Source organism: Aquirufa sp. A-Brett2-W8, from assembly GCF_054558755.1.
In genome coordinates, this window is record NZ_JBPXKS010000003.1 from 232104 (window position 1) to 253142 (window position 21039).

15 protein-coding genes and 1 tRNA gene are annotated in these 21039 nt (G+C 37.8%); 10 read left to right on the forward strand and 6 right to left on the reverse strand.

What is annotated here, in order from left to right:
* Window positions 1-53: 53 nt before the first annotated feature.
* The 6 genes from sov to ACST13_RS02950 are packed head-to-tail and all read left to right on the forward strand — an operon-like array spanning window position 54 to window position 10617.
* Complete coding sequence (gene sov, locus ACST13_RS02925) at window positions 54-7091, forward strand: T9SS outer membrane translocon Sov/SprA (RefSeq protein WP_459521725.1); 7038 nt, start codon at window positions 54-56, stop codon at window positions 7089-7091.
* A 60-nt stretch (window positions 7092-7151) separates the two neighbouring features.
* Window positions 7152-7532: a glycine cleavage system protein GcvH gene (gene gcvH, locus ACST13_RS02930; RefSeq protein WP_459521726.1), complete on the forward strand. Its 381-nt coding sequence runs from the start codon at window positions 7152-7154 to the stop codon at window positions 7530-7532.
* A 44-nt stretch (window positions 7533-7576) separates the two neighbouring features.
* The gene (locus ACST13_RS02935; protein ID WP_459521727.1) at window positions 7577-8857 is read left to right on the forward strand and encodes a dihydroorotase; all 1281 of its coding nucleotides are present in this window, start codon (window positions 7577-7579) and stop codon (window positions 8855-8857) included.
* Window positions 8857-9378 carry a hypothetical protein gene (locus ACST13_RS02940; RefSeq protein ID WP_459521728.1) on the forward strand — a complete coding sequence of 174 codons (522 nt, stop codon included), beginning with the start codon at window positions 8857-8859 and terminating at the stop codon, window positions 9376-9378. Before ACST13_RS02935 ends, ACST13_RS02940 begins: the two co-directional genes overlap by 1 nt.
* Before the next feature lie 2 nt (window positions 9379-9380).
* Window positions 9381-9926 (forward strand): DUF4199 domain-containing protein, encoded by a 546-nt coding sequence (locus ACST13_RS02945; protein ID WP_459521729.1) that lies wholly within the window; start codon window positions 9381-9383, stop codon window positions 9924-9926.
* A 1-nt stretch (window position 9927) separates the two neighbouring features.
* Window positions 9928-10617, forward strand: a complete 690-nt coding sequence (locus tag ACST13_RS02950; protein WP_459521730.1) for an ABC transporter permease subunit — start codon at window positions 9928-9930, stop codon at window positions 10615-10617.
* Here ACST13_RS02950 and ACST13_RS02955 read toward each other — a convergent pair.
* From ACST13_RS02955 to ACST13_RS02975, 5 genes are read right to left on the reverse strand one after another with little or no spacing between them, the layout of a single operon-like run.
* Window positions 10610-11212, reverse strand: coding sequence for an ABC transporter ATP-binding protein (locus ACST13_RS02955; protein ID WP_459521731.1), 603 nt, complete (start codon window positions 11210-11212; stop codon window positions 10610-10612). The genes ACST13_RS02950 and ACST13_RS02955 overlap by 8 nt on opposite strands.
* A gap of 6 nt (window positions 11213-11218) precedes the next feature.
* Window positions 11219-11989 carry an acyl-ACP--UDP-N-acetylglucosamine O-acyltransferase gene (lpxA, locus tag ACST13_RS02960; protein ID WP_459521732.1) on the reverse strand — a complete coding sequence of 257 codons (771 nt, stop codon included), beginning with the start codon at window positions 11987-11989 and terminating at the stop codon, window positions 11219-11221.
* An 11-nt stretch (window positions 11990-12000) separates the two neighbouring features.
* A complete protein-coding gene (locus ACST13_RS02965; RefSeq protein ID WP_459521733.1) occupies window positions 12001-13395 on the reverse strand; it encodes a bifunctional UDP-3-O-[3-hydroxymyristoyl] N-acetylglucosamine deacetylase/3-hydroxyacyl-ACP dehydratase in 1395 nt (464 codons plus the stop codon).
* Window positions 13396-13403: 8 nt separating this feature from the next.
* Window positions 13404-14411, reverse strand: a complete 1008-nt coding sequence (lpxD, locus tag ACST13_RS02970) for a UDP-3-O-(3-hydroxymyristoyl)glucosamine N-acyltransferase (RefSeq protein ID WP_459521734.1) — start codon at window positions 14409-14411, stop codon at window positions 13404-13406.
* Between the two features lie 40 nt (window positions 14412-14451).
* Window positions 14452-15696, reverse strand: a complete 1245-nt coding sequence (locus ACST13_RS02975; RefSeq protein ID WP_459521735.1) for an HD domain-containing protein — start codon at window positions 15694-15696, stop codon at window positions 14452-14454.
* Window positions 15697-15783: 87 nt separating this feature from the next.
* Here ACST13_RS02975 and ACST13_RS02980 point away from each other — a divergent pair.
* The 3 genes from ACST13_RS02980 to ACST13_RS02990 all read left to right on the forward strand — a co-directional run bounded on the left by ACST13_RS02980 (window position 15784) and on the right by ACST13_RS02990 (window position 17735).
* Window positions 15784-15857: transfer RNA gene (locus ACST13_RS02980), tRNA-Ile, on the forward strand.
* Window positions 15858-16124: 267 nt separating this feature from the next.
* Window positions 16125-17216: a hypothetical protein gene (locus ACST13_RS02985; RefSeq protein WP_459521736.1), complete on the forward strand. Its 1092-nt coding sequence runs from the start codon at window positions 16125-16127 to the stop codon at window positions 17214-17216.
* A gap of 3 nt (window positions 17217-17219) precedes the next feature.
* Entirely contained in the window at window positions 17220-17735 is a 516-nt protein-coding gene (locus tag ACST13_RS02990; protein WP_459521737.1) for a T9SS type A sorting domain-containing protein, read from the forward strand.
* On the opposite strand, the gene ACST13_RS02995 is transcribed toward ACST13_RS02990, so the two are convergent.
* Window positions 17736-19790: a pyrroloquinoline quinone-dependent dehydrogenase gene (locus ACST13_RS02995; RefSeq protein ID WP_459521738.1), complete on the reverse strand. Its 2055-nt coding sequence runs from the start codon at window positions 19788-19790 to the stop codon at window positions 17736-17738.
* 130 nt (window positions 19791-19920) lie between these two features.
* Here ACST13_RS02995 and rhaT point away from each other — a divergent pair, with 130 nt between their 5' ends.
* On the forward strand, window positions 19921-20973 hold the full coding sequence (gene rhaT / locus ACST13_RS03000) for an L-rhamnose/proton symporter RhaT (protein ID WP_459521739.1): 1053 nt from the start codon (window positions 19921-19923) through the stop codon (window positions 20971-20973).
* The last annotated feature ends 66 nt before the right edge of the window (window positions 20974-21039 follow it).

Genomic DNA, 21039 nt, shown 5'->3' on the forward strand with positions numbered 1-21039 from the left:
CAGGTAAAAGACAATTTTGGTCATTATGGATACCCTTCTATTTGGGTTTGGGAATGATGTTGTCTTTTTCGAGTCTAGCTCAAGTAGATTCCGTCTCCAAATCAGGTAAAAAGCCGCGGTTATCTTTAAAGAAATCAAATCGAAATCAAGGGAAATCCCCCTTTTCTATTTATTCAAAAAAATCTAGTCCTACCTATTCTTTTGAATCAGATTCAAAGATGGTTATCCGGAAGGATGCCACAGGAGCTGCTGAATTAACTGATTTCAAGTCTTTTAATCAATTACAAAACCAAGAGGTGAATCGAAGCTTTTGGCAATCCTATTCTAAAAGTTTAGATGGTAGCAGTAATTTAAAGTCTCGGGGTCTATTTCCTAAAATTGAATTACCTCCGGCTATTGACCGAATATTTGGCGGCACAGAGGTTTCATTTAAGCCCAATGGTTCATTGCTTTTAGATGTGGGCTATATGGGACAATTTGTCGATAATCCAGCTATTCCAGTACAATTAAGGTATGTAGGAAATCTTTTCTTTAATGAACAGGCTCAGATTAATTTTCAAGGTAAGATAGGTGATAAGCTTAATTTGAATGTCAATTTCGATACGAAGGCTAGTTTTAACTTTCAGAATCAGTTAAAATTAAATTGGAAGACACAAGAAGAAGATATTCTCCAAAATATTGAAGTGGGAAATACTTCTTGGACCTTGAATTCTCAGTTGATTCCAGGTATTCAAAATTTATTCGGTGTGAAAACCTTATTACGTTTTGGGGCCTTAGATATGACCGTTGTGGCAGCTCAGCAAAGGTCCAAACAAGATTGTATTACGCTTAAGGGTGGAACGCAGGGTAAAAATTTCGAAGTACGAGTGGATCAATATGATGAAAACAAGCACTTTTTCTTATCATCCTATTTTCGAACGAATTATGAAAGGGCACTCAAAAATCTCCCCGTTATTTCAAGTGGTATCACGGTAACTCGTGTGGAGGTTTATGTAACGAATCGTACCCAAAGTACGGAAACTCTTCGGAATTTAGTCTCCTTATACGATTTGGGTGAAGCTAGTCCTTATAACAATACAAATCCAATTGTTCAACCCATTAATTCAACTAGCCCAGTAGATAATAAAGCAAATGGGATGTATGCGAAGCTTTTAGCAGATCCCAATTTGCGGAAATCGAATGAGGCGACTGATAGATTAGAGACGACCTATAATTTAAAACGAGGAACGGATTTTGATGTTTTAAAAGGGGCGAAGCGCTTAACGGATAGAGAATTTAAGTTTAATTCCCAATTAGGCTATATTTCCTTAGTAGCTCCACTTCGTAACGATGAAGTTTTAGCAGTTTCCTATGAATACACGCTGAATGGGCGTAAATATAAAGTAGGGGAGTTGACAGAAGATTACCAGGCTCGCCAAGATGATGAGGTTTTGATTCTTAAAATGCTGAAGTCAAGTATGATAAGAAATAACCTAAATTCATCCACGACTGGCAAGCCTCATCCCATGTGGGATTTAATGATGAAGAATATTTATTCATTGAATACTTCCGCACTTACTAAGCAAAATTTTCAATTGCGAATTGTCTACAAGGATGATGCGACGGGGATCGATAATAGCAATTTGATTGAAGGGACTAACTTCAAAGATATTCCTCTAGTGAAGGTTTTAGGTTTAGATAAATTGAATTTTGCTGGCGATCCTCAGCCGGATGGAAACTTTGATTACATTGATGATATTACGATTGATTCGAAAAACGGAAAAATTATTTTTCCAGTCTTAGAGCCTTTTGGGAGTAGTCTACGTGCGAAATTCACCTCATCAGAGACCAATTTAATAGATAAATATGTATTCGATAAATTGTATACGGGGACTCAAATGGATGCGGCTCAATTATCGACTAAGAATAAGTTTTTTATCAAAGGATCTTTTCAGTCGGGTTCGGGTGGAGATATTTCTTTGCCATTCGGGGTTGAGGCAAAATCGGTTACAGTTACGGCTGGTGGACAATCTTTAGCGGCTGGTACAGATTATATAGTCGAACCGCAGTCAGGGAGGGTGAAAATCATCAATGAAGGCGTCTTTGGTTCTGGAAGAGAAATTAAGGTTTGTTATGAAAAACCTGATTTATTCTCTAATCAAATCCGAACCTTATTAGGAACGCGTTTAGATTATAATTTAGGTAAGAATGTGCATCTAGGAGCGACCATCCAAAATATGTCTGAAAGTCCTCCTGCCTTTTTCCGAAGGGTGGCAATGGGGAATGAACCGGTGGATAATACGCTCATTGGTTTTGACGCTACTATTTTGCAGAATTCTCAGGGTATTACGCGCTTCTTAGATAAGCTACCATTGATTTCAACAAAAGAAACATCGGTCATTGATTTTCAGGGTGAATTTGCGAAACTAATCCCGAATGTAAATGATCGGGTTCAAGGCAATGCTTTCATTGATGATTTTGAGGCTGCGCGTGTCATTTATAATCTAAGCTCCCAGTCTACCTTATGGAAATCGGGAGCTACTCCTAAATCGTATGTTGTGACGGGGAGTAAATTAGCGGCTGGTTTTAATCGGGCTAAAATTGCTGCCTATACGGTGGATGCAAGTATTTATGGTCAAGGTGGATTTGCCTTAGATGTTCCGGGTTTAGATCCCACGAAAGTTAACGCCTATGCTTACGAAAGAGTCGTTACGCCTAAAGGGCTGTTTCCTAATAAAGACTTTGCAAACAACATAACTAATCTGCCTATCGGTGTATTAGATGTAGCTTATTTCCCTTCTGAAAGGGGATTGTATAATTTTAATACCAATCTCTCGTCGAAAGGATTATTGCCTACTCCGGCTTCTAATTTTGGCGCTATCACGAGGGCCATCAGCTCTGATACGGATTTTGATAATGCGAATGTGGAGCAAATTGAATTTTGGTTAATGGATCCATTTATAGGGGGTGAGGCTGGTAAAATTCGGGATGGAATATTTAATAAAAATAACGAGACTGGAGGTAAATTAGTTTTTCATCTTGGTGATGTTTCCGAGGACTTCATTCCAGATGGTTATTCCAATTTTGAAAACGGAATACCTGCCGGGAATAAAATTACGGCAGGAGCTGGTAAAAATGTGGAAACTACGGAATGGGGTTTAGCGCCGTCTCGCCAATTCGTAATTAATGCCTTTGATAATTCAGCTGGTCGAGAGAAGCAAGATATTGGATTAGATGGTTTGCCTAATAGCTCTGATGACGCAACTGCGCTGACTGAAACAACTCATTTTAAGGCTTATTTAGATCAAATTAAGGGAAGGGTGACAGATGCGCCTGCTTTGGCAATAATTCAAAATGACCCCGCTGGTGATGATTTCGATTATTACTTAAACCAAAAATTCAACAGTACCGAATCACTTATTCAGCGCTATAAGAATTACCTGGGAATGGAAAATAATAGCCCTACTACGGCGAATCCATCAAATACCAATTTTACGGAGGCAAATAGTATGTTGCCTGATCGGGAGGATTTGAATAATGACAATACCGTTAACGAAAATGAGGCTTATTTTGAATATGAGGTAGATTTAAAACCCATTAGCCTTCAAATCGGGAATGGATTTGTGGTAGATAAGATTTCAGAAGGTGGAGTTAATTGGTATTTATTCCGGATTCCCATTAAAGATAAACGCAATTACAAGACGCCCGCTGGTGAGATTAATTCGTTTAAATCAATCCGCTTTATGCGAATGGTGCTTAAAGAATTTCAAGAGCCAGTGGTTTTGCGCTTTGCTCAGCTTCAATTATCCGGTTATAGTTACCGAAAATTTGTGGGTGAATTAGATAAGCGAAGTGGTCAAGATTTGCCGGAACCCTATGATGCTAAGTTCCGTGTTTCGAGTGTGAATATTGAAGAAAATGGACCTGCTAATAAGGGCGAGACCGCAATTCCTTATGTGGTGCCTCCTGGATTTGTACGCGATCAAGATATTACCACTATTAATAATGCACGTCTGAATGAGCAATCCATGAGCTTATGTGTGGATAATTTACGTGCTGGGGATGCTAGAGCGGTCTTTAAAAATACGCTTTTCGATTTCATTAATTACAAGCGTTTAAAGATGTTTGTTTCGATGCAAAGTCCGGATGCAATTAATGGTCAAGTGAGTGCATTCTTACGAATTGGAACTGATTTGACAGATAATTACTATGAAATAGAGAATTCAGGCTTAACGCAAACACAGAAAGGCCAAAGTATAGATACCGAAATTTGGCCGATGGAAAATGAGTTTGATATCGAGTTTGATTTAGTGAAACAAGTGAAAACGGAGAGAGACAAGCAAGGGAAGAGTTTGCAAGAGCGTTTTATTATGCTAGTGACGAGTTCTACTGGTAAAACGTATAAAATTACTGTGATGGGTCGTCCTGATCAAAGCGCCACGATGGTGACGATGATAGGCGTGAGAAATACGAGTACGACGAATAAATCTTTCTGTATATGGGTAAATGAATTAAGGGCGTCTGGCTTTGATCAGACCTCTGGGGAAGCGGCTATAGGTAAATTAGGTTTGAAATTAGCGGATTTAGGTACGATTCAGATGAATGGTAGTTTTAAGAATTACGGTTTTGGTGGGGTTCAGGCCAAAATTTCAGAACGTAGTCGCGAAAATAATTTGGAATATGGAATTACGGCTAACCTGAATTTAGACAAACTATTGCCTAAGAGCTGGGGTTTTAAAATACCTTTCTTTATTACGTACGACAGACGGAATATTTCGCCAGAATTTGATCCTTTTGATCCTGATATTTTCTTAAGGAATTCAATTCAGAAGTTTAGTTCTGAGGTAAAAAAACAATCTTATCTTACTCTAGTAGAAGATAATACGGAGCGGAAAGGTTTCAATTTTTCGAATGTGAAGAAGTCGAGAAGTGCACTATCTAAAAATAGCTATCCTTGGGATTTCTCTAATTTTACTTTCTCGTACGCCTATTCAGAAATGATACGGACGAGCCCTCTGATTGCCGAATACAATCAATTATCTCATAAGGGAAGTGTTTTATATGCTTTTACGAGTTCATCCCGTTTCCTTGAACCATTTAAGAAAGCGTCGTTTGAATTGATTAAAGATTTCAATCTAAATCTAGTCCCATCGTCTTTATTGGTTCGATTAGATATGGATCGTAGTTTCATCAAAACCCAAATGCGGAATTCCGAATTTACTACGCTAGGTGTGGCTCCCCAATTTGAGAAGTATTGGTTCTTTAATCGCCAGTATGCGTTAAATTGGAATTTGACTAAGAGTGTCGTATTAAATTATAATGCGCAGGTGAATTCTATCATTGATGAACCCATTGGGGATTTGGATACCCAAGAAAAGCGAGATTCTGTGATGATTAGTTTGCGGGCTTTAGGTAGAGCTAAAAGCTTTGATCAACAAGCGGGCATGGTATGGCGTTTACCTTTACAGAAATCGGTTCTTACCGACTGGATGAATGCGGATTATACGCATCGAATTGGATATAATTATTTCGCTAACTCTTTTGACATTCGAGATTCATTAGGTTTGCCATTTGGGAATATTATTAAAAATAACCGGGAGCAGGCTATTAATGGGAAAATTGATTTTGTTGCTCTGTATAATCGCATAAAAGCATTGCGCTGGGCGAATAGTCCTCGAACTTTTGGCAAGAATGTCGCAAGGAATCCTGGTGATGAGGAGGATATCGTTATTCCAGCGAATAATGCTGTGAAATCAATCACTCGTTTACTTTTAACTTTGCGCGGAATTCAGGTTAATTATTCAGTTAATGAATCTACGACCTTACCAGGTTTTATGCCAAATCCTGGGATTTTAGGTATGAATGCAATTAATTCCGCACCTGGTTTTGACTTTATCAGTGGGGGACAGGATGAAGGTATTCGATTTAAATCAGCTGAAAATGGGTGGCTTACAAAAAGTACAGTTCAAAATACCCCATTCACCCAGCTGCGAACCCAAAAGTTAAGCTATTCAACCCAACTAGAGCCTACTAAAGATTTGCGTATTCAGGTAGATGGGAATTATAATCGGGGGGATAACTACCAAGAATTTTTCCGTCCAGAGCAAGCAAATGGTCCTTTTAAATCTCAAAGTCCTATACGATCTGGTAATTATTCGATGTCATTCCTATCCTTCATGACGGCCTTTTCTGATCCAGAAACGGTTTTCGAGGAATTTAGATCTAATCGTTCGGTTCTCTTATCTCGTTTAAACAAGGCTAAACCAACTGAAATAGGGACCTATAATCAGAACTCCCAGGATGTTCTGATTCCGGCTTTCTTTGCAGCCTATTCGGGTGTTTCAGCGAATAGTGTCAAGTATTCGCCTTTCTATGATATCCCGCTACCTAACTGGAAAGTAGATTATAATGGCTTGAATTTATTTCCAGGCATAAAGAATAAGTTTGCTTCCTTTACAATTTCGCATATGTACTCAAGCACCTATAATGTGGGAAATTTTGTATCCTCGCTGGAATATGGTCAATTTGCCACCGATTATATGAACTTGTCTTTAAATAGTTTGTTGTATCCACTTTCCACTCGTTTTGATCCTGAGACCAATACGTTGATTCCCGTTTATGTAATGAGTACAATTTCTTTTGTAGAAAGATTTTCTCCGTTAATCGGGGTTAATGCGGTTACTAAGAGTAAGATCTCTTTACGTTTAGAGTATAACCAAGATCGGAATGTAGGTTTAAATCTAGCGAATTCACAAGTAGCGGAATTGGCTAATAAGGATTTGACCGTTGCCATAGGATTTACTAAAGCCAATTTGCTTATACCTTTTAAAATCAATGGTAGAGCCGTGCGCTTACCTAATGATTTGCGCTTCAATATGAATTTAACGATTCGAGATACGCGTACGCTACAGCGTAAATTAGATGCGGAGACGATTGTAACGCAAGGTTTTGTGAATTTTCAATTCCGTCCACAAATAAGTTATAATGTGAATAATAAATTAACGGTCACCGCTTATTTTGATAAGATGATGAATAATCCGCTGGTTTCTAATTCCTTCTATCGTTCTACGGTGGCAGGAGGTTTCCAAATACGCTATAGTTTAAGTGAATAATTTAAAATCGTTTGCAAAAAATCGAGAATTTAGTGACCTTTGTAAGCAAATAGATATTATATGAATTTTCCAAGTGAATTAAAATATACTCAAGAGCACGAGTGGATTAAATTAGATGGCGACGTAGCTATTATCGGTATTACAGATTTTGCTCAAGGTGAATTGGGTGATATCGTTTTTGTCGAAGTCGAGACGGTAGGAAAAAATATCGCGAAAGATGGTGTTTTTGGAACAGTTGAAGCGGTTAAAACAGTTTCGGATTTGTTCTTACCTATTGCCGGAGAAATTATAGAGTTTAACACAGCTTTAAATAACAGTCCTGAATTGATAAATTCTGATCCTTACGGGGATGGTTGGGTAGTGAAAATGAAGGCAGCTGATGCTGGTGATTTATCCCAATTGATGGATGTGGAAACATATAAATCCTTTATCGGACATTGATTTTAAAACCCTGTTAATCAGGGTTTTTTTATAAGCCAAAAAAAATGCGGATCTTATTCAATCAGATTTTAATTCAAGATAGTCGGTCAACCCACTACGGGAAGAAGATGGATTTATTAGCGGAGAATGGTCGTTGGATTTCTATTGAACCTTCGATTAAAGCGGATGCTGATGAAGTCATATCGGGTGCTGAATTACTTTGGTTTCCTTCCGTCGTCGATCTACGGGTGCATCATACGTTGCCAGGTGGTGAAAACAAGGAAGATTGGGATAGTTTACGTGCTGCTGCTTGGAAAGGTGGCGTCTTAGACTTACTGCTTCTGCCTACAGGAGACCCGGTTCCGCAACAACCCGAAGCGATTCAATACATAGCTCAAAAAATGGCTGGTACCGGCTTAGCTTGTTACCCAGCAGCTCCCTTAACTTTAGGGAATCAGGCAGAGAACTTTAGTGATTTGATGGATCTGCATCAGGCAGGAGCCTCTTGGTTTAGTCATGGTGCAGGATCTTTGCAAGACACGGACTTAATGTTAAAATGCCTTCAGTATTTACAGCCACTTCCCGTGAAGGTTATTTCACGACCTGATGTGAGCGGATTATCCTTGTTTGGACAGATTCACGAAGGATTACAAAGTACCTTATTAGGATTGAAGGGGATTCCTGAATTAGCGGAAACGATGCAGGTAAAACGGGATCTAGATCTACTAGCCTACGTGATGCAGCATTCGTTTGGTTTAGCCAATGCGAACTTTTCACTTCATTTCTCTTGTATATCTTCTGCAGAGTCTGTTAAATTGATCAATTTGGCTCAAAAAGCCGGCTTACCAGTCACGGCAGATGTGGCAGTTCATTCCTTGCTATTCACAGAAGAGGCATTAGCCGATTTCGATACACTGAAAAAAGTACATCCTCCCCTTAGGACAGAGAAAGATAGATTAGCCTTGTGGAAAGGTTTAAAAGAGGGAACGATTTCTTCTGTCGTATCTGATCATCACCCTCAGGAGGTAGAATATAAAGAATTGGAGTTTGATCAGGCTGCTTTTGGTACGATTGGTTTAGAAACTTTAGCGATAGCCTTTATCTCCGAAGCGAAAAAGCAAGGATTAGATAAAGTAGATCAATATTTATCTCATAATTCGGCTGCCTTCTTAGGAATCCAACTGCCAGAATTAAAGGTTGGAGAATGGATGAAAGGGATGATTATTAAAAATGAGTCCCACGTCTATGAGTCAAATTCAATCGTCTCTAAATCGAAGAATTCTATTTTCTTAGGTCATTCGTTCAGCTATAAAGTGGCTGGGGTTTATCACGGATTAATTCAATAATGGTCAATAACTGGTTTTCTGAAATTAGTCGTTTCGTTCTATTTGCATTGCTATTCGTAGTCTTGCTAGTGGCTTATGGCTATGTTTTACAGTCTTTTGGCATTATTCCATTAGGGGGTAAAAAAGCGCCTACTTTCATTTTTTTACTTTTTTTTCAATGGTGGTATGTCTCTAAATTTCCACAGAATCACCAAGGCGAAAAGAAACATTTTCTAGTTTATTTTGCACTCCAATATATCTTAATAGTGATTACAGCTTTATTAAGTGCATTTTTCGTGTATTATTTTTTCCAATCTCAAGCAGGATTACAAATGCTAGGAGCCTATATTCAACAAAGTTTATTAGAATTAAATTCCTTCAAAGAAGTCATTGTTAGTCAAGAAGGTGGAGAATACTATAATAGTTTACATGCGGGTATAAAATCAATTGATGCCTACAGCATCGCAAAAGATGATTTTTCTCAAAAAATTGCCCTGGGTTTTTTACCTAATTTGTTAATTTCACTCTACTATAAAAAATAGCTATGGAAAACTCGACAGAATCAACAGCCTCATCATCTATTATTGCCTTGAAGTATGGTTTTATTTATGGTCTATTAAGCTTTCTTTTTTCGACTCTTGTTAATGTGATGGGTTGGGCTGAAAATTTTCAAGAATCCATAGGTTGGATATCGGGTATCTGGTCTCTGGTGTTATCCGTAACTATATTATTACTTTGTTTGCGCGAATTTAGAGAACAAAATGAAGGTTATATAAGCTACGGTCAAGGTTTAGGATTAGCCACTTTGTCTGGGGCAATCAGCGGATTAGTCGCCGGGGCGTTTAACTATATTTATATCCAGTTTATTGATAATACAGCCATGCAACGTCAACTAGATTTAGCTAGAGAACGGATGGAAGATCAAGGCCTTAGTACTAGCCAAATTCAGAGCGCAGAGGAAATAACTAGTCTATTCATGAATCCAGGAGTTCAATTTGTGACTGTTGTAATTTCAAGCTTGATTTTCAATTTTCTTTTTGGCTTAATTATCGCTGCTGTCGTTAAACGAGAAAAACCTATTTTCGAATAAGATGTTCGCTCTTTTTAAAAAAGATGTTTTAGCCTTTTTTAGCTCTTGGATGGGCTGGGGGACTATTTCGTCTTTTTTTGTTTTAATGGGAGTTTATGTCTGGGTGATTGACGGAAATGTCTTAGACTATGGATTTGCTGAGCTAAGTGTTTTCTTTGACCTCAGCCCTTGGTTCTTTTTGTTTTTTGTTCCTGCTTTGACAATGAGTAGTTTTTCTGATGAAGTAGAGAAAGGGACGTTTCAATTGCTAAGATCGCTTCCTATTACCCTGGGTCAAGTTTTATCAGCTAAGTTGCTAGCACTTATTTTTATTAGTGTATTGACCTTATTGCTTAGTTTACTTTTTGTTCAAACAGTGGCTGTTTTGGGTTTTCCAAAAAGTAATTTTGATTCATCTTTGATCTTAGGTGGATATCTAGCACTATTTCTTTTAATACTATGCTTTGTAGGTTTTGGGGTATTAGCCTCTAGTTTAAGTAGAAAGCAGCCTGTAGCCTTTATTCAGGGTTTGGTTTTAAATTTTGTTTTTTGGCAAGGAGCGAAGGAAATAGGATTGGAGGCTTTGGACTTATCCTCCCATTATAATCGATTAAGTATGGGTCTTTTGAGCTTTAGTGACCTGATTTTCTTCCTAGGATTTTTTCTACTCTTATGGGGTAGTATTAGATTTCGTTTACGCCAAATTATTTAAAATCACTTATTGAAATCGATTCAGTACAGAAGTCGATTTCTCTGCCTTCATTCGAGGCGATGATAAGTAGTTTTTCGCGCTGATTATTCAATTTATCAAAGAACCACTCCTTGGCTTTTTCGTCAAAATTAGTCGTCGGCTCATCAATCAATAAAACAGGTCTTTCAGATAATAGGGCAAATCCTAACTTGATTTTTTGACGCATTCCTGAAGAATAATTCTTAATTAATTTAGTTCGACCCGGTTGTAAATCGATAAATTCCTCTAAGAATTCTAAAGTGATTGATGCTGGGAGGTAGTTGTTTTTAATGAGAATATGCAGATGTTCACTTAAAGTATATTCTTCAATCAATTCGACATAGGGCGCCGCATAAGTGATTTGTGAATAGACTGATTCTGGATCAATGCCAAGCATTTCTACGCTACCTGAGTTAGGAAGCGTAAATTGAGCGATTAGTTGTAATAAAGTTGATTTTCCGGACCCATTGGGCCCTGTAAGGGCATAGGAGTTGCCTGATTGAAAGCTATAGTTAAAATCACGAATGACAAATTCTTGTCTGAATTTTTTGGAAAGGTTACGAACAAGAATTTCCATACTTAATTAGCCTTTCATGATACCTCTTTCTGAATTCTTAACGAAGTTGAGAATTTCGTTTCGCTCCGGAGTATTAGGTAATTGCGCCTCTATTTCTTCTAATGCCGTATTTGTATTTAATCCTCTCAAATATAAATAGCGGTAGGCCTCTTGAATAATATTTATTTGCTCATCTGTATAATTACGACGACGTAATCCTACGGAATTAATGCCAGCATAAGTTAAAGGCTCACGTCCAGATTTAGTAAATGGAGGAACATCTTTTCTAACTAATGAACCACCAGAAATCATGACATGTTGACCAATCGTTGCGAATTGGTGAATAGCTGAAGAACCACCAATGATGGCAAACTCTCCTACTGTCACATGTCCAGCCATTTGAACTGAATTAGCAATAATACAATGGTCACCTATCACGCAATCGTGTGCAATGTGTACATAAGCCATAATTAGACAGTTTTTGCCTATTACAGTTTTTAATTTATCGGATGTCCCCCGATTAATCGTTACACACTCTCTAATGGTGGAATTATCGCCGATTTCAGCGGTGGTTGTTTCTCCGCCAAATTTTAAATCTTGAGGAATAGCTGAAATAACTGCTCCTGGAAAAATACGTACATTTTTACCAATACGCGCTCCAGGATAAATGGTTACGTTTGATCCAATCCAGGTTCCTTCACCAATTTCTACATCGGCATGAATAGATGTGAATGCCTCGATACTAACATTAGCACCGATTTTAGCGTTCGAATCAATATGTGTTAACTGATGAATCATACATTTTAAACTTAGGACTTACGCACTAAACTGGCAGTCATTTCTGCCTCACAAACTACAACGCCAGCGACATAAGCCTTGCCAGTCATTTTTGCAATACCTCTACGAATAGGGGCTTGAAGCTCACATTTAAAGATAATTGTATCTCCCGGTATGACACTTCTTCTAAAACGGCAATTTTCAATACCTACAAGGTAGGGCCAATAGTTTTCTGGATCATCTACTGAACTCAATACGAGAATTCCACCCGTTTGTGCCATGGCTTCTATTTGCATAACCCCTGGCATGACGGGATTGTTAGGGAAGTGACCCATGAAGTAATTTTCATTCATGGTGACATTTTTAACCCCTACAACACTATTATCATCTAAATAAATGATTTTATCAATCATTTGGAAAGGATAGCGATGGGGCAAAAGTTCATATACTCGTTCGTGAGAAAATATAGGAGGCTGCTTGGGGTCATAAACAGGTACTTTATTTTTCTCTGCTTCTAACATCAACTTCTTAATTTTTCTGGCTAATTCTATGTTAGAAGCATGACCGGGACGTGACGCTAAGATTTGAGCTTTAATAGGACGCCCTACTAAGGCTAAATCCCCCATTAAATCTAATAACTTGTGGCGTGCCATCTCATTACTGAAATGTAAATTGGTATTATTAAGTATCCCAGCTTCTTTAGAAACAGAGATTTTAGGTTTTCCCAAAACATCTGATAAATGAGCTAATTCTGCTTCAGAATAATCTTTATCAGCTATAACGATAGCATTATTTAAATCACCACCCTTAATTAATCCAGCTTTATATAATACTTCTATTTCATGCACAAAACAGAATGTTCTGCACATAGAAAAATCTTTTTCAAACTGAGAGACATGGCTCAGATTAGCGTGTTGGCTTGTTAGAAATTTGGAATTATAATCCACCATTACCGCTATACGGTAGTCATTTAGAGGTAATGCCGCAAGTTCAATTCCATTTTCTAAATCCTTGAATCGAACTTCCTCTGTAATTTCAAAGAATTTGCGGTGCGCATCTTGTTCTACTAAAACAGCGTCTTTTAGTGCTTCCACGAATTTGATGGAACTGCCATCCATGATAGGAGGTTCCGGGCCATCTAATTGAATGAGGATATTATCTACTTCTAAACCCACAAGTGCTGCTAAAACGTGCTCCACAGTATTAATACGGGCGCCATTATGCTCTATTGTTGTTCCGCGTGAGGTATCTACTACATAGTCTACATCAGCATCTGCAATCGGTTGACCTGGTAAATCAACACGCTGGAATTTGATCCCGTGGTTAGCAGGAGCAGGTAAAAATGTCATATTGGCAACTACGCCAGTATGTAAACCTACACCAGATAGGGTTACAGCATTGGTAATAGTATGTTGCTTATTGTTCATACGCGTTATTAAGATTCTAATCGTTTTAATAAGTCCGGCAACTGACGCAATAAAGCATTGCGTTTCAAGTATTCACTATTAGGGGAGGCCGGTGTTCCCCCTAATATTTGTCCTTCTTTTCGGACCGTTTTCGTTACCCCTGATTGAGCGGTAACAATGGTTCTATCTGCAACGGTAATATGCCCTGCTACTCCTACTTGACCACCAATTAAACAGTTTTGGCCAATTTTTGTAGAACCAGAAACACCTGTTTGTGCTGCTATGGCCGTATTAGCGCCAATTTCTACGTTATGGGCTATTTGTACTAAATTATCAATTTTTACACCTTGCTTGATTAAAGTAGATCCCATCGTGGCTCTATCAATGGTCGTATTAGCACCTACACTAACACCGTCCTCTAAAACTACATTCCCTAATTGAGGTATTGTAGTAAAAGATCCGTCTGCAAGAGGGGCAAAACCAAATCCATCTGAACCGATTACTGCATTCGCATGCAGCGTACAATTATTACCTATTATGGTGTCGTTATAAATAACTACGCCTGGATAAATTACGCAATTATTGCCAATACTTACTTTATTTCCGATGGTTACGTGCGCGGCAATGTACGTATTATTGCCAATACTAGACTCTGAACCTATGCTTGAAAATGGCCCGAAATACAAATCAGACCCTATTTTAGCACTTTTTGCGATGTGTGTAGGTTCTTGAATACCGGTTTCCTTTACGCTTGTAAATTCTTGGTATTTTTGAAGTAGTATAGTGAAGGCGGAGTAGGGGTCTTTAACCTTAATCAAGGTAGCTAAAGGCTTTTCTTTTAAAATTAAATCGTTTGCTATGATGATAGCTGTTGACTTAGAGATGTACAAGAATGATTCATATTTCGGATTAGCTAAAAAGGATATACATCCTTCTTGCCCGTCTTCAATTTTATTAAACGCCGTTATACTTGCTGAACCATCACCATCTACTGTTCCTTGAATTAATTGGGCTATTTGATCAACAGTAAATTTCATTCGGTCAAACGATGTTTAATAAGGGCTAATAGAATTTCCTTTAGCTCAATTCTCCTTGCAAATATACGCTCTTTGGACAACAAAAATAGTATTTTTTTACAATCTTACTTAATGCTTGTATGGTCGGTAAATCAGATGCTTCGAGTAACTCGACCACCTGGCCTTGTTTGTCGACCATCTTAATGGTGTTGTCGCCCTGTACATAGGCGGCGTTTGATGTAGAGCCTTCTACTACAAAATAGGACAGTTCTTCGTCTGTTATTCCGTATTCTTGTTTTATATTTTCTTCTATTTCGACTCTTTTTGCTTTAGGAAGTGGCTGAGAGCCTAATTTACAAGTGAATAATTTTCTGGCCAAAAAGTGTGTACATAAATGCTTTAGGATTTTATCATTGGTATTTTTCCATTCCTTTATGGCAGCCCAAACATCATGATCATCTAATTCAGTAAAGGCGATGAGTAAACTTTCATTCTTTGAAAATTCATCCCAAGTATACGTGCTTGTTAAAAAGGTTTTTAAAGGACCTGAGCAGGGTAACTTTTGGTCTTCAGAAAACAAATATTTAGCCCGACGTAAAATTTGAATTAACATCGTTTCAGCTGCAATGGCTGTTTTATGTAAATAAACTTGCCAGTACATTAAACGTCTGGCCATTAGAAAATTTTCGGTTGAATAAATACCTTTTTCTTCGATAACTAATTGTTCATTATTCAAGTCCATCATGCTTAAAAGCCGTTCAGAACCGATGAATCCTTCTCTTACACCTGTATAGAAGGAATCTCTACTCAAGTAGTCTAATCGATCTACATCTAATTGAGAGGATACTAATTGATGGAAGAATTTACGGGGGTATTTATTTTCAAATATTTCAATGGCTAAACGTAGTCGGCCATTAAAATGCTGATTTAATTTTGCCATTAAAAGAGTAGACACATCTTCGTGTTTCACCTCGTTTAATAAAGTGTATTCTAAAACATGTGAAAAGGGTCCATGGCCAATATCATGTAATAAAATAGCGATTTCTGCTGCTTCACGCTCTTCGGGTGAAATGGAATATCCTTTTGCTTTTAAATTATCTAACACTTGATCCATTAGATGCATGGCACCTAAGGCATGATGAAACCGCGTATGATGTGCACCTGGATAAACAAATTCAGCTAGACCTAATTGTTTAATACGTTTAAGTCGCTGAAAATAAGGGTGGTCGATAAGTTCAAGAATTAATGGATTATTGATTTTAATAAAACCATAAATCGGGTCATTAATTATTTTAGTCGGGTACATGGGATATTCTTTTCCGAAATTTAGCTAAAAAGGTTAGTATTCCTTAATTTTGTGTCACATTGAATTCCTTTAAAGGATGTACAATGCGGACTTGTAGCTCAGTTGGTTAGAGCATCTGACTCATAATCAGGGGGTCCATGGTTCGAGCCCATGCTGGTCCACTCTTTTTTTTACCATACTCTTGATAAGGGAGTATGGTTTTTTTATGCTAAAAATTCTAAATACTTAAGCGAGACTGCTGCTAATGTCATGATAACAAAAACGGGAGAATTTTTTGGTTACTTTCATTATCTAATTGGATATAATGGTAATTTAACTCATTTAGGTTTTCATTCGGTATTATTTTGTACATTACAAATATAACTAACCACTTAATAATGCTGTTTCTTTTTCAATCGATTTTCGTCATGACGTTATTTACTAGTTTTATGACGCCCTCGATCATTTTTTTGAAATCGAGGGGTTCCTTATTCGCTAATCCGAATATCTATTTAGCCATTCTTTTTTTTATTTCTGGTATTTATTGTTTGACTATTTATTCGATGTCCTTAGGACATAGTCTATTATTTACGGTCTTATTATATGGAAATTTCTCTTCTTTATACTTCTTAATTGGGCCGCTGATCTACTTTTATCTACGCAGTTTGAGAAGTGGAAATACAAAAATTAGTTGGGGTGATTTTTGGCATTTTATTCCTTTTATTCTCGTTTTTATAGATACGATACCCTATTATATATCCCCTTATGCCTATAAAGTGGGCGTGGTTAGGCAAGTGTTTAGCGATTGGACATCTATGTTCTCTATTCAATTAGGATTAGTCTTTCAAGCAAGCCATATCTATATACTCCGACCTTTATTATTGACAATATATACGGTATGGGGCATTCGCTATATAAGGAATAATGAGGGCTATTTTTATAAAGCCCTACAGGCAGGAAAGTGGTTATCCATATTTCTTATACTTCAACTAGTTGTTTTTGTTGGAATGAGCTCGGTATTTTTAGGTGTTTGGTTAGAAAATACGTATAGTTATTCTTTTTTAAATCACCCTACTGAGATAAAATATATCTCCTTATTTGCCTATATGGTCATGGTCTGTACTTTGTACTTATTTCCTCAGGTAATCTATTTAAATGCAGATCGATTTAAACGTTTTTTCAATCCTCAGGATGAGTTTTATTATAAGATGGATCAAGCTATAAATGCTTGTTATATCTTTGATAAACCATTTTTAAAATCGGATTTGACTTTGCATCAATTCGGGGAATTAGTCCAAATAGACAAAAAGGTATTGAATGATTTTTTTGAACTTTATCTTTTCACTAACTTCACCGATGAAATGAATCGCTTGCGGATTCAATTTGCCAAAAATTTAATTAAGCAGGGTTGTTTGCAAAAATCGTGTTTGCAGAGTTTGTTTAAGGATTCTGGCTTTGAATGTGCGGAGGATTTGAGTTTTTATTTTTCAGAATTTGAAGGTAAAAGTGTAGAAGATTTTATTCTTACATTAAAAAAATAATATATGAAAAGTGTTCTTATTGCATTCATGATGATTGGTTTTTCGCATCTTGCCTTCTCTCAAAAGGTGATTAGTTCATCGATAGGTGCGGGTGGTGCTACTACGGTAGTGGATGGTAAATATTATTCACAGATAATAGGTCAGCAAAGCGCCGTAACCGGTACATCTACTTCAGGAGGAATAGTGGTTCGCCAAGGATTTAAGCAGCCATCTTTGTTAGAACGCAGTATAGCAGCGTCTGGTATTAAATTAAATGTACAAGAAGAAAATCCAATTATTTATACAGCTTTCCCTAATCCCTTCGTAGATAAATTAACCATTGGTTTCTCTGTACCTAGTACTAAACCTACATTTGTGGCTATTTATGATCAATTAGGGTCTGTTATCTTTCAACATACCTACGAAGCTCCGATTAAAGAGATCGTATTTAGTGATTTCTCGGGTATTCGCGTGGGCAAATATGTGTTGCATGTAATCTCTTCTGGAAAGCCATTTGCAACCACGATTGTAAAAGAATAACTAAAGGCTAAAGGCTATATATTTATTGCCTTTGGGGGTGCCTAATTTTGTTCCTCCACAGGCGATAACTATAAATTGTTTTCCATTGACTATATAGGTCGATGGCGTTGCGAAAGCTGCTGCTGGTAATTGTATGGCCCGTAGCAGCTTTCCTGTTTTACTTTCATAGAATCGTAATTTACCATCTTTAGCCGCTCCTATAACTAATAGGCCGCTTGCGGTAATTAAGGGACCTCCGTAATTCTCGGCTCCTGTTCCGGTAATGCCTTTTTGAGCTAAGGCAGGTTCATCACCAAATGGTATTTTCCAAAGGTATTTTCCCGTATTTAAATCAATCGCATTAAGAGTTCCCCAAGGCGGAGTTAAAGCTGGTAAGCCTTTTGAATCTAGGAATTTATTGTATCCAGTCATCTGGTAAGGGGGTTGATACCCTTTTATTTTAGAGGAGACTACTTCTTTCGGAATTTCATTCAGGATATACGTTAAGATGTTTTCTTTTTCGGCTGAAGATAGGTGGCTAAATCCAGGCATCATCCCTTTGCCATTGTTAATTATTTGTTGAATGTAGGTTCTCGATTTTCTAGAAGAAATATCAACAAGCGATGGATAGCCACTCAATGGATTCCCCTTTTTGTCTGTACCATGGCAAGATATGCAATTGCTTTGGTAAGTTTTTGCTGCTGGATTATGGACGAGTGCCGCTGGTACCATGGTTTGAATCCAGCCCATTTCGTTGCTATTGACATATAAAATGCCCTGGGGGTCAGCTGCGGCGCCTCCCCATTCTCCACCGCCATCATATCCGGGTAAAATAAGATTCCCTTTTTCTGAAGGTGCAGAATGCCAACCTCTATTCACAAGTGCTAACGTACTTAGTAACTCTTCTCTATTCTCTGCATAGGGTGAAATATCATTTAATCCTATTTCAGAAGATAATCTAGCATATGGTTTAGGCAGGGTAGGATAGGGTTGTGTTAACCAAGCTTTTTCACCCTTAAGTGTAGATGCTGAAACCTTTTTCTCAACAATATGAAAAAGAGGTTTTCCGCTTTCTCGGTCAAAAAGAAAGACAAATCCTTGTTTGCTTATTTGGGCTACGGCTGAAATCTTTTTTCCCTGGTGAGTCACCGAAATTAAATTAGGTGGCGCTGGCAGATCTCGATCCCATAAATCGTGGTGCGTGGTTTGAAAATGCCAAATACGCTTGCCTGTTTTTGCATCTAATGCGAGCAGACAATTCGAATATAAATTACTTCCTTTTCTATTTCCTCCATAAAAATCGTATCCTGCTGAACCGGTAGGAACAAAAATAATCCCTTTTTCATTATCTACGGCCATGCCTGCCCAATTATTGGCGGCGCCCGTATGGGTATTTTTATACGCATCCTTTGGCCAAGTAGTAAATCCTTTTTCACCTGGATATGGGATGGTATGAAAAGTCCAAACTAATTTTCCCGTGACTACATCAAAAGCGCGTATATCACCAGGAGCTGCATCTGCACCTTCTGATAAGCGTACAGGCATGATAATAAGGTTGCGATAGATTGTCCCCGGTGTATTGGAAATGATGAATTTATTAGCTGAAATGGCAGGTAATCCTAGATGTAGATCAATTTTACCTTGATCGCCAAAACTGGAAATCGGTTTTCCTGTCTCCGCATTCAATGCCCAAAGATTAGGTCCAGCCGTATATAAGATTCGTTTCTCCATTCCATTTGTCCAATAACTTACCCCTCTGGATGTACTTGACCAATTCTTAACTGGATCTCCAAATCGCCAAATTTCACGTCCAGAACCCGCATCTAATGCAAATGCCTGAACTGAGGCACTAACTCCGTAGAGGATTCCTTTTATGATAAGTGGATTTACTTGCATTTGACCTGAATCAGGTAGGCTATATTCCCAAGCCACCTTTACTTGATCTAAATTAGTAGGATTAATTTGTGTCAGCGTGGAATAATGATTTCTGTCAGCACCGCCTAAATATTCCGCCCAATCATCTGATGAAGAGAAAGCGAGGGGAATGATAGCGAAGATCAGTAGTCTTTTATACATAAATAGTCAATTTATAATGCTAGTTTAGTGGGATTTTAGTTTTAAACCTTATCAAAATTAAATTATTTATTCTATTGGTTTTTTTAGACCCACAAGGTGGGTATTATACATTTACAATTAATTACTAGTTATGGGTTCGATATTAGGTCTTTTCTTTCACTCCTTAGGTGGATTTGCTTCAGGTAGTTTTTACATTCCTTATCGGAAGATTCAAATATGGTCATGGGAGAGTGCCTGGATAGTGGGCGGGGTTTTCTCGTGGTTAATTGTGCCAATATTGGCTGCTTGGTTGACCATTCCTGATTTTATGGATATTATTCAAACCATTGATTCAGATACGTTTTTTTGGACCTTTGTTTTTGGTGTTTTGTGGGGAATCGGTGGCTTGACCTTTGGATTAGCCATGCGTTATTTAGGGATGTCTTTAGGGATGTCGATTGCGTTAAGTTTGTGCAGTATTTTCGGAGCTTTAGTTCCGCCTATTTATCGGGAGTTAGCGGGAGTGGATGGAGACACGATATCTCATATCGTAGGAAGTACGGGTGGTCAAGTGGTATTATTGGGGATTTTAGTCTGTGTATTTGGCATTTTTCTGTGTGGAAAAGCAGGAATGATGAAAGAGAGTGAATTATCACAAGCGCAGAAACAAGAAACAATTAAGGAGTTTAATTTAACGAAAGGTTTAATCGTAGCCATTATCTCTGGTTTATGTTCCGCTTGTTTTAATTTCGGTATCGAAGCTGGAAAGGATATGGCGGCTGTGGCAGTAGCTAAAGGTTGCGATCCGCTTTTTCAAAATAATGTTATTTTCATTGTGGTTCTTTGGGGTGGGTTTTTGACGAATTTCGTGTACTGTATGTACTTGAATTTTTCGAATAAGTCCTTTGGTGATTACTTAAATTCTAAGGCTCCGCTTCGGATGAATTATCTATTTGCTGCCGTGGCTGGCACTACCTGGTTTCTTCAATTCTTTTTCTATGGAATGGGAGAAAGTAAATTAGGGAATGGAGCTAGCTCTTGGATTCTTCACATGGCCACCATTATCATTACCTCTAATTTCTGGGGACTTTATTTTAAAGAATGGAAAGGTGTTTCCTCCAAGACGATGAGAACGGTAATGGGAGGAATTGCGGTTATTTTAATTTCTGTGATTATCGTAGGAATTGGTAATTCGATTAAATAGGCCTTCGTTTTCATTTCCCTCTCCTGCCAATTTTCAATATTTTATTTGGTAAAATTCCTATTTAAC

What these genes read in the sequence shown, in the direction of transcription:
- sov (WP_459521725.1), top strand. Translation starts at nt 54, where the DNA reads ATGATGTTGTCTTTTTCGAGTCTAGCTCAAGTAGATTCCGTCTCCAAA.
- gcvH (WP_459521726.1), top strand. Translation starts at nt 7,152, where the DNA reads ATGAATTTTCCAAGTGAATTAAAATATACTCAAGAGCACGAGTGGATT.
- ACST13_RS02935 (WP_459521727.1), top strand. Translation starts at nt 7,577, where the DNA reads ATGCGGATCTTATTCAATCAGATTTTAATTCAAGATAGTCGGTCAACC.
- ACST13_RS02940 (WP_459521728.1), top strand. Translation starts at nt 8,857, where the DNA reads ATGGTCAATAACTGGTTTTCTGAAATTAGTCGTTTCGTTCTATTTGCA.
- ACST13_RS02945 (WP_459521729.1), top strand. Translation starts at nt 9,381, where the DNA reads ATGGAAAACTCGACAGAATCAACAGCCTCATCATCTATTATTGCCTTG.
- ACST13_RS02950 (WP_459521730.1), top strand. Translation starts at nt 9,928, where the DNA reads ATGTTCGCTCTTTTTAAAAAAGATGTTTTAGCCTTTTTTAGCTCTTGG.
- ACST13_RS02955 (WP_459521731.1), bottom strand. Translation starts at nt 11,212, where the DNA reads ATGGAAATTCTTGTTCGTAACCTTTCCAAAAAATTCAGACAAGAATTT.
- lpxA (WP_459521732.1), bottom strand. Translation starts at nt 11,989, where the DNA reads ATGATTCATCAGTTAACACATATTGATTCGAACGCTAAAATCGGTGCT.
- ACST13_RS02965 (WP_459521733.1), bottom strand. Translation starts at nt 13,395, where the DNA reads ATGAACAATAAGCAACATACTATTACCAATGCTGTAACCCTATCTGGT.
- lpxD (WP_459521734.1), bottom strand. Translation starts at nt 14,411, where the DNA reads ATGAAATTTACTGTTGATCAAATAGCCCAATTAATTCAAGGAACAGTA.
- ACST13_RS02975 (WP_459521735.1), bottom strand. Translation starts at nt 15,696, where the DNA reads ATGTACCCGACTAAAATAATTAATGACCCGATTTATGGTTTTATTAAA.
- ACST13_RS02985 (WP_459521736.1), top strand. Translation starts at nt 16,125, where the DNA reads ATGACGCCCTCGATCATTTTTTTGAAATCGAGGGGTTCCTTATTCGCT.
- ACST13_RS02990 (WP_459521737.1), top strand. Translation starts at nt 17,220, where the DNA reads ATGAAAAGTGTTCTTATTGCATTCATGATGATTGGTTTTTCGCATCTT.
- ACST13_RS02995 (WP_459521738.1), bottom strand. Translation starts at nt 19,790, where the DNA reads ATGTATAAAAGACTACTGATCTTCGCTATCATTCCCCTCGCTTTCTCT.
- rhaT (WP_459521739.1), top strand. Translation starts at nt 19,921, where the DNA reads ATGGGTTCGATATTAGGTCTTTTCTTTCACTCCTTAGGTGGATTTGCT.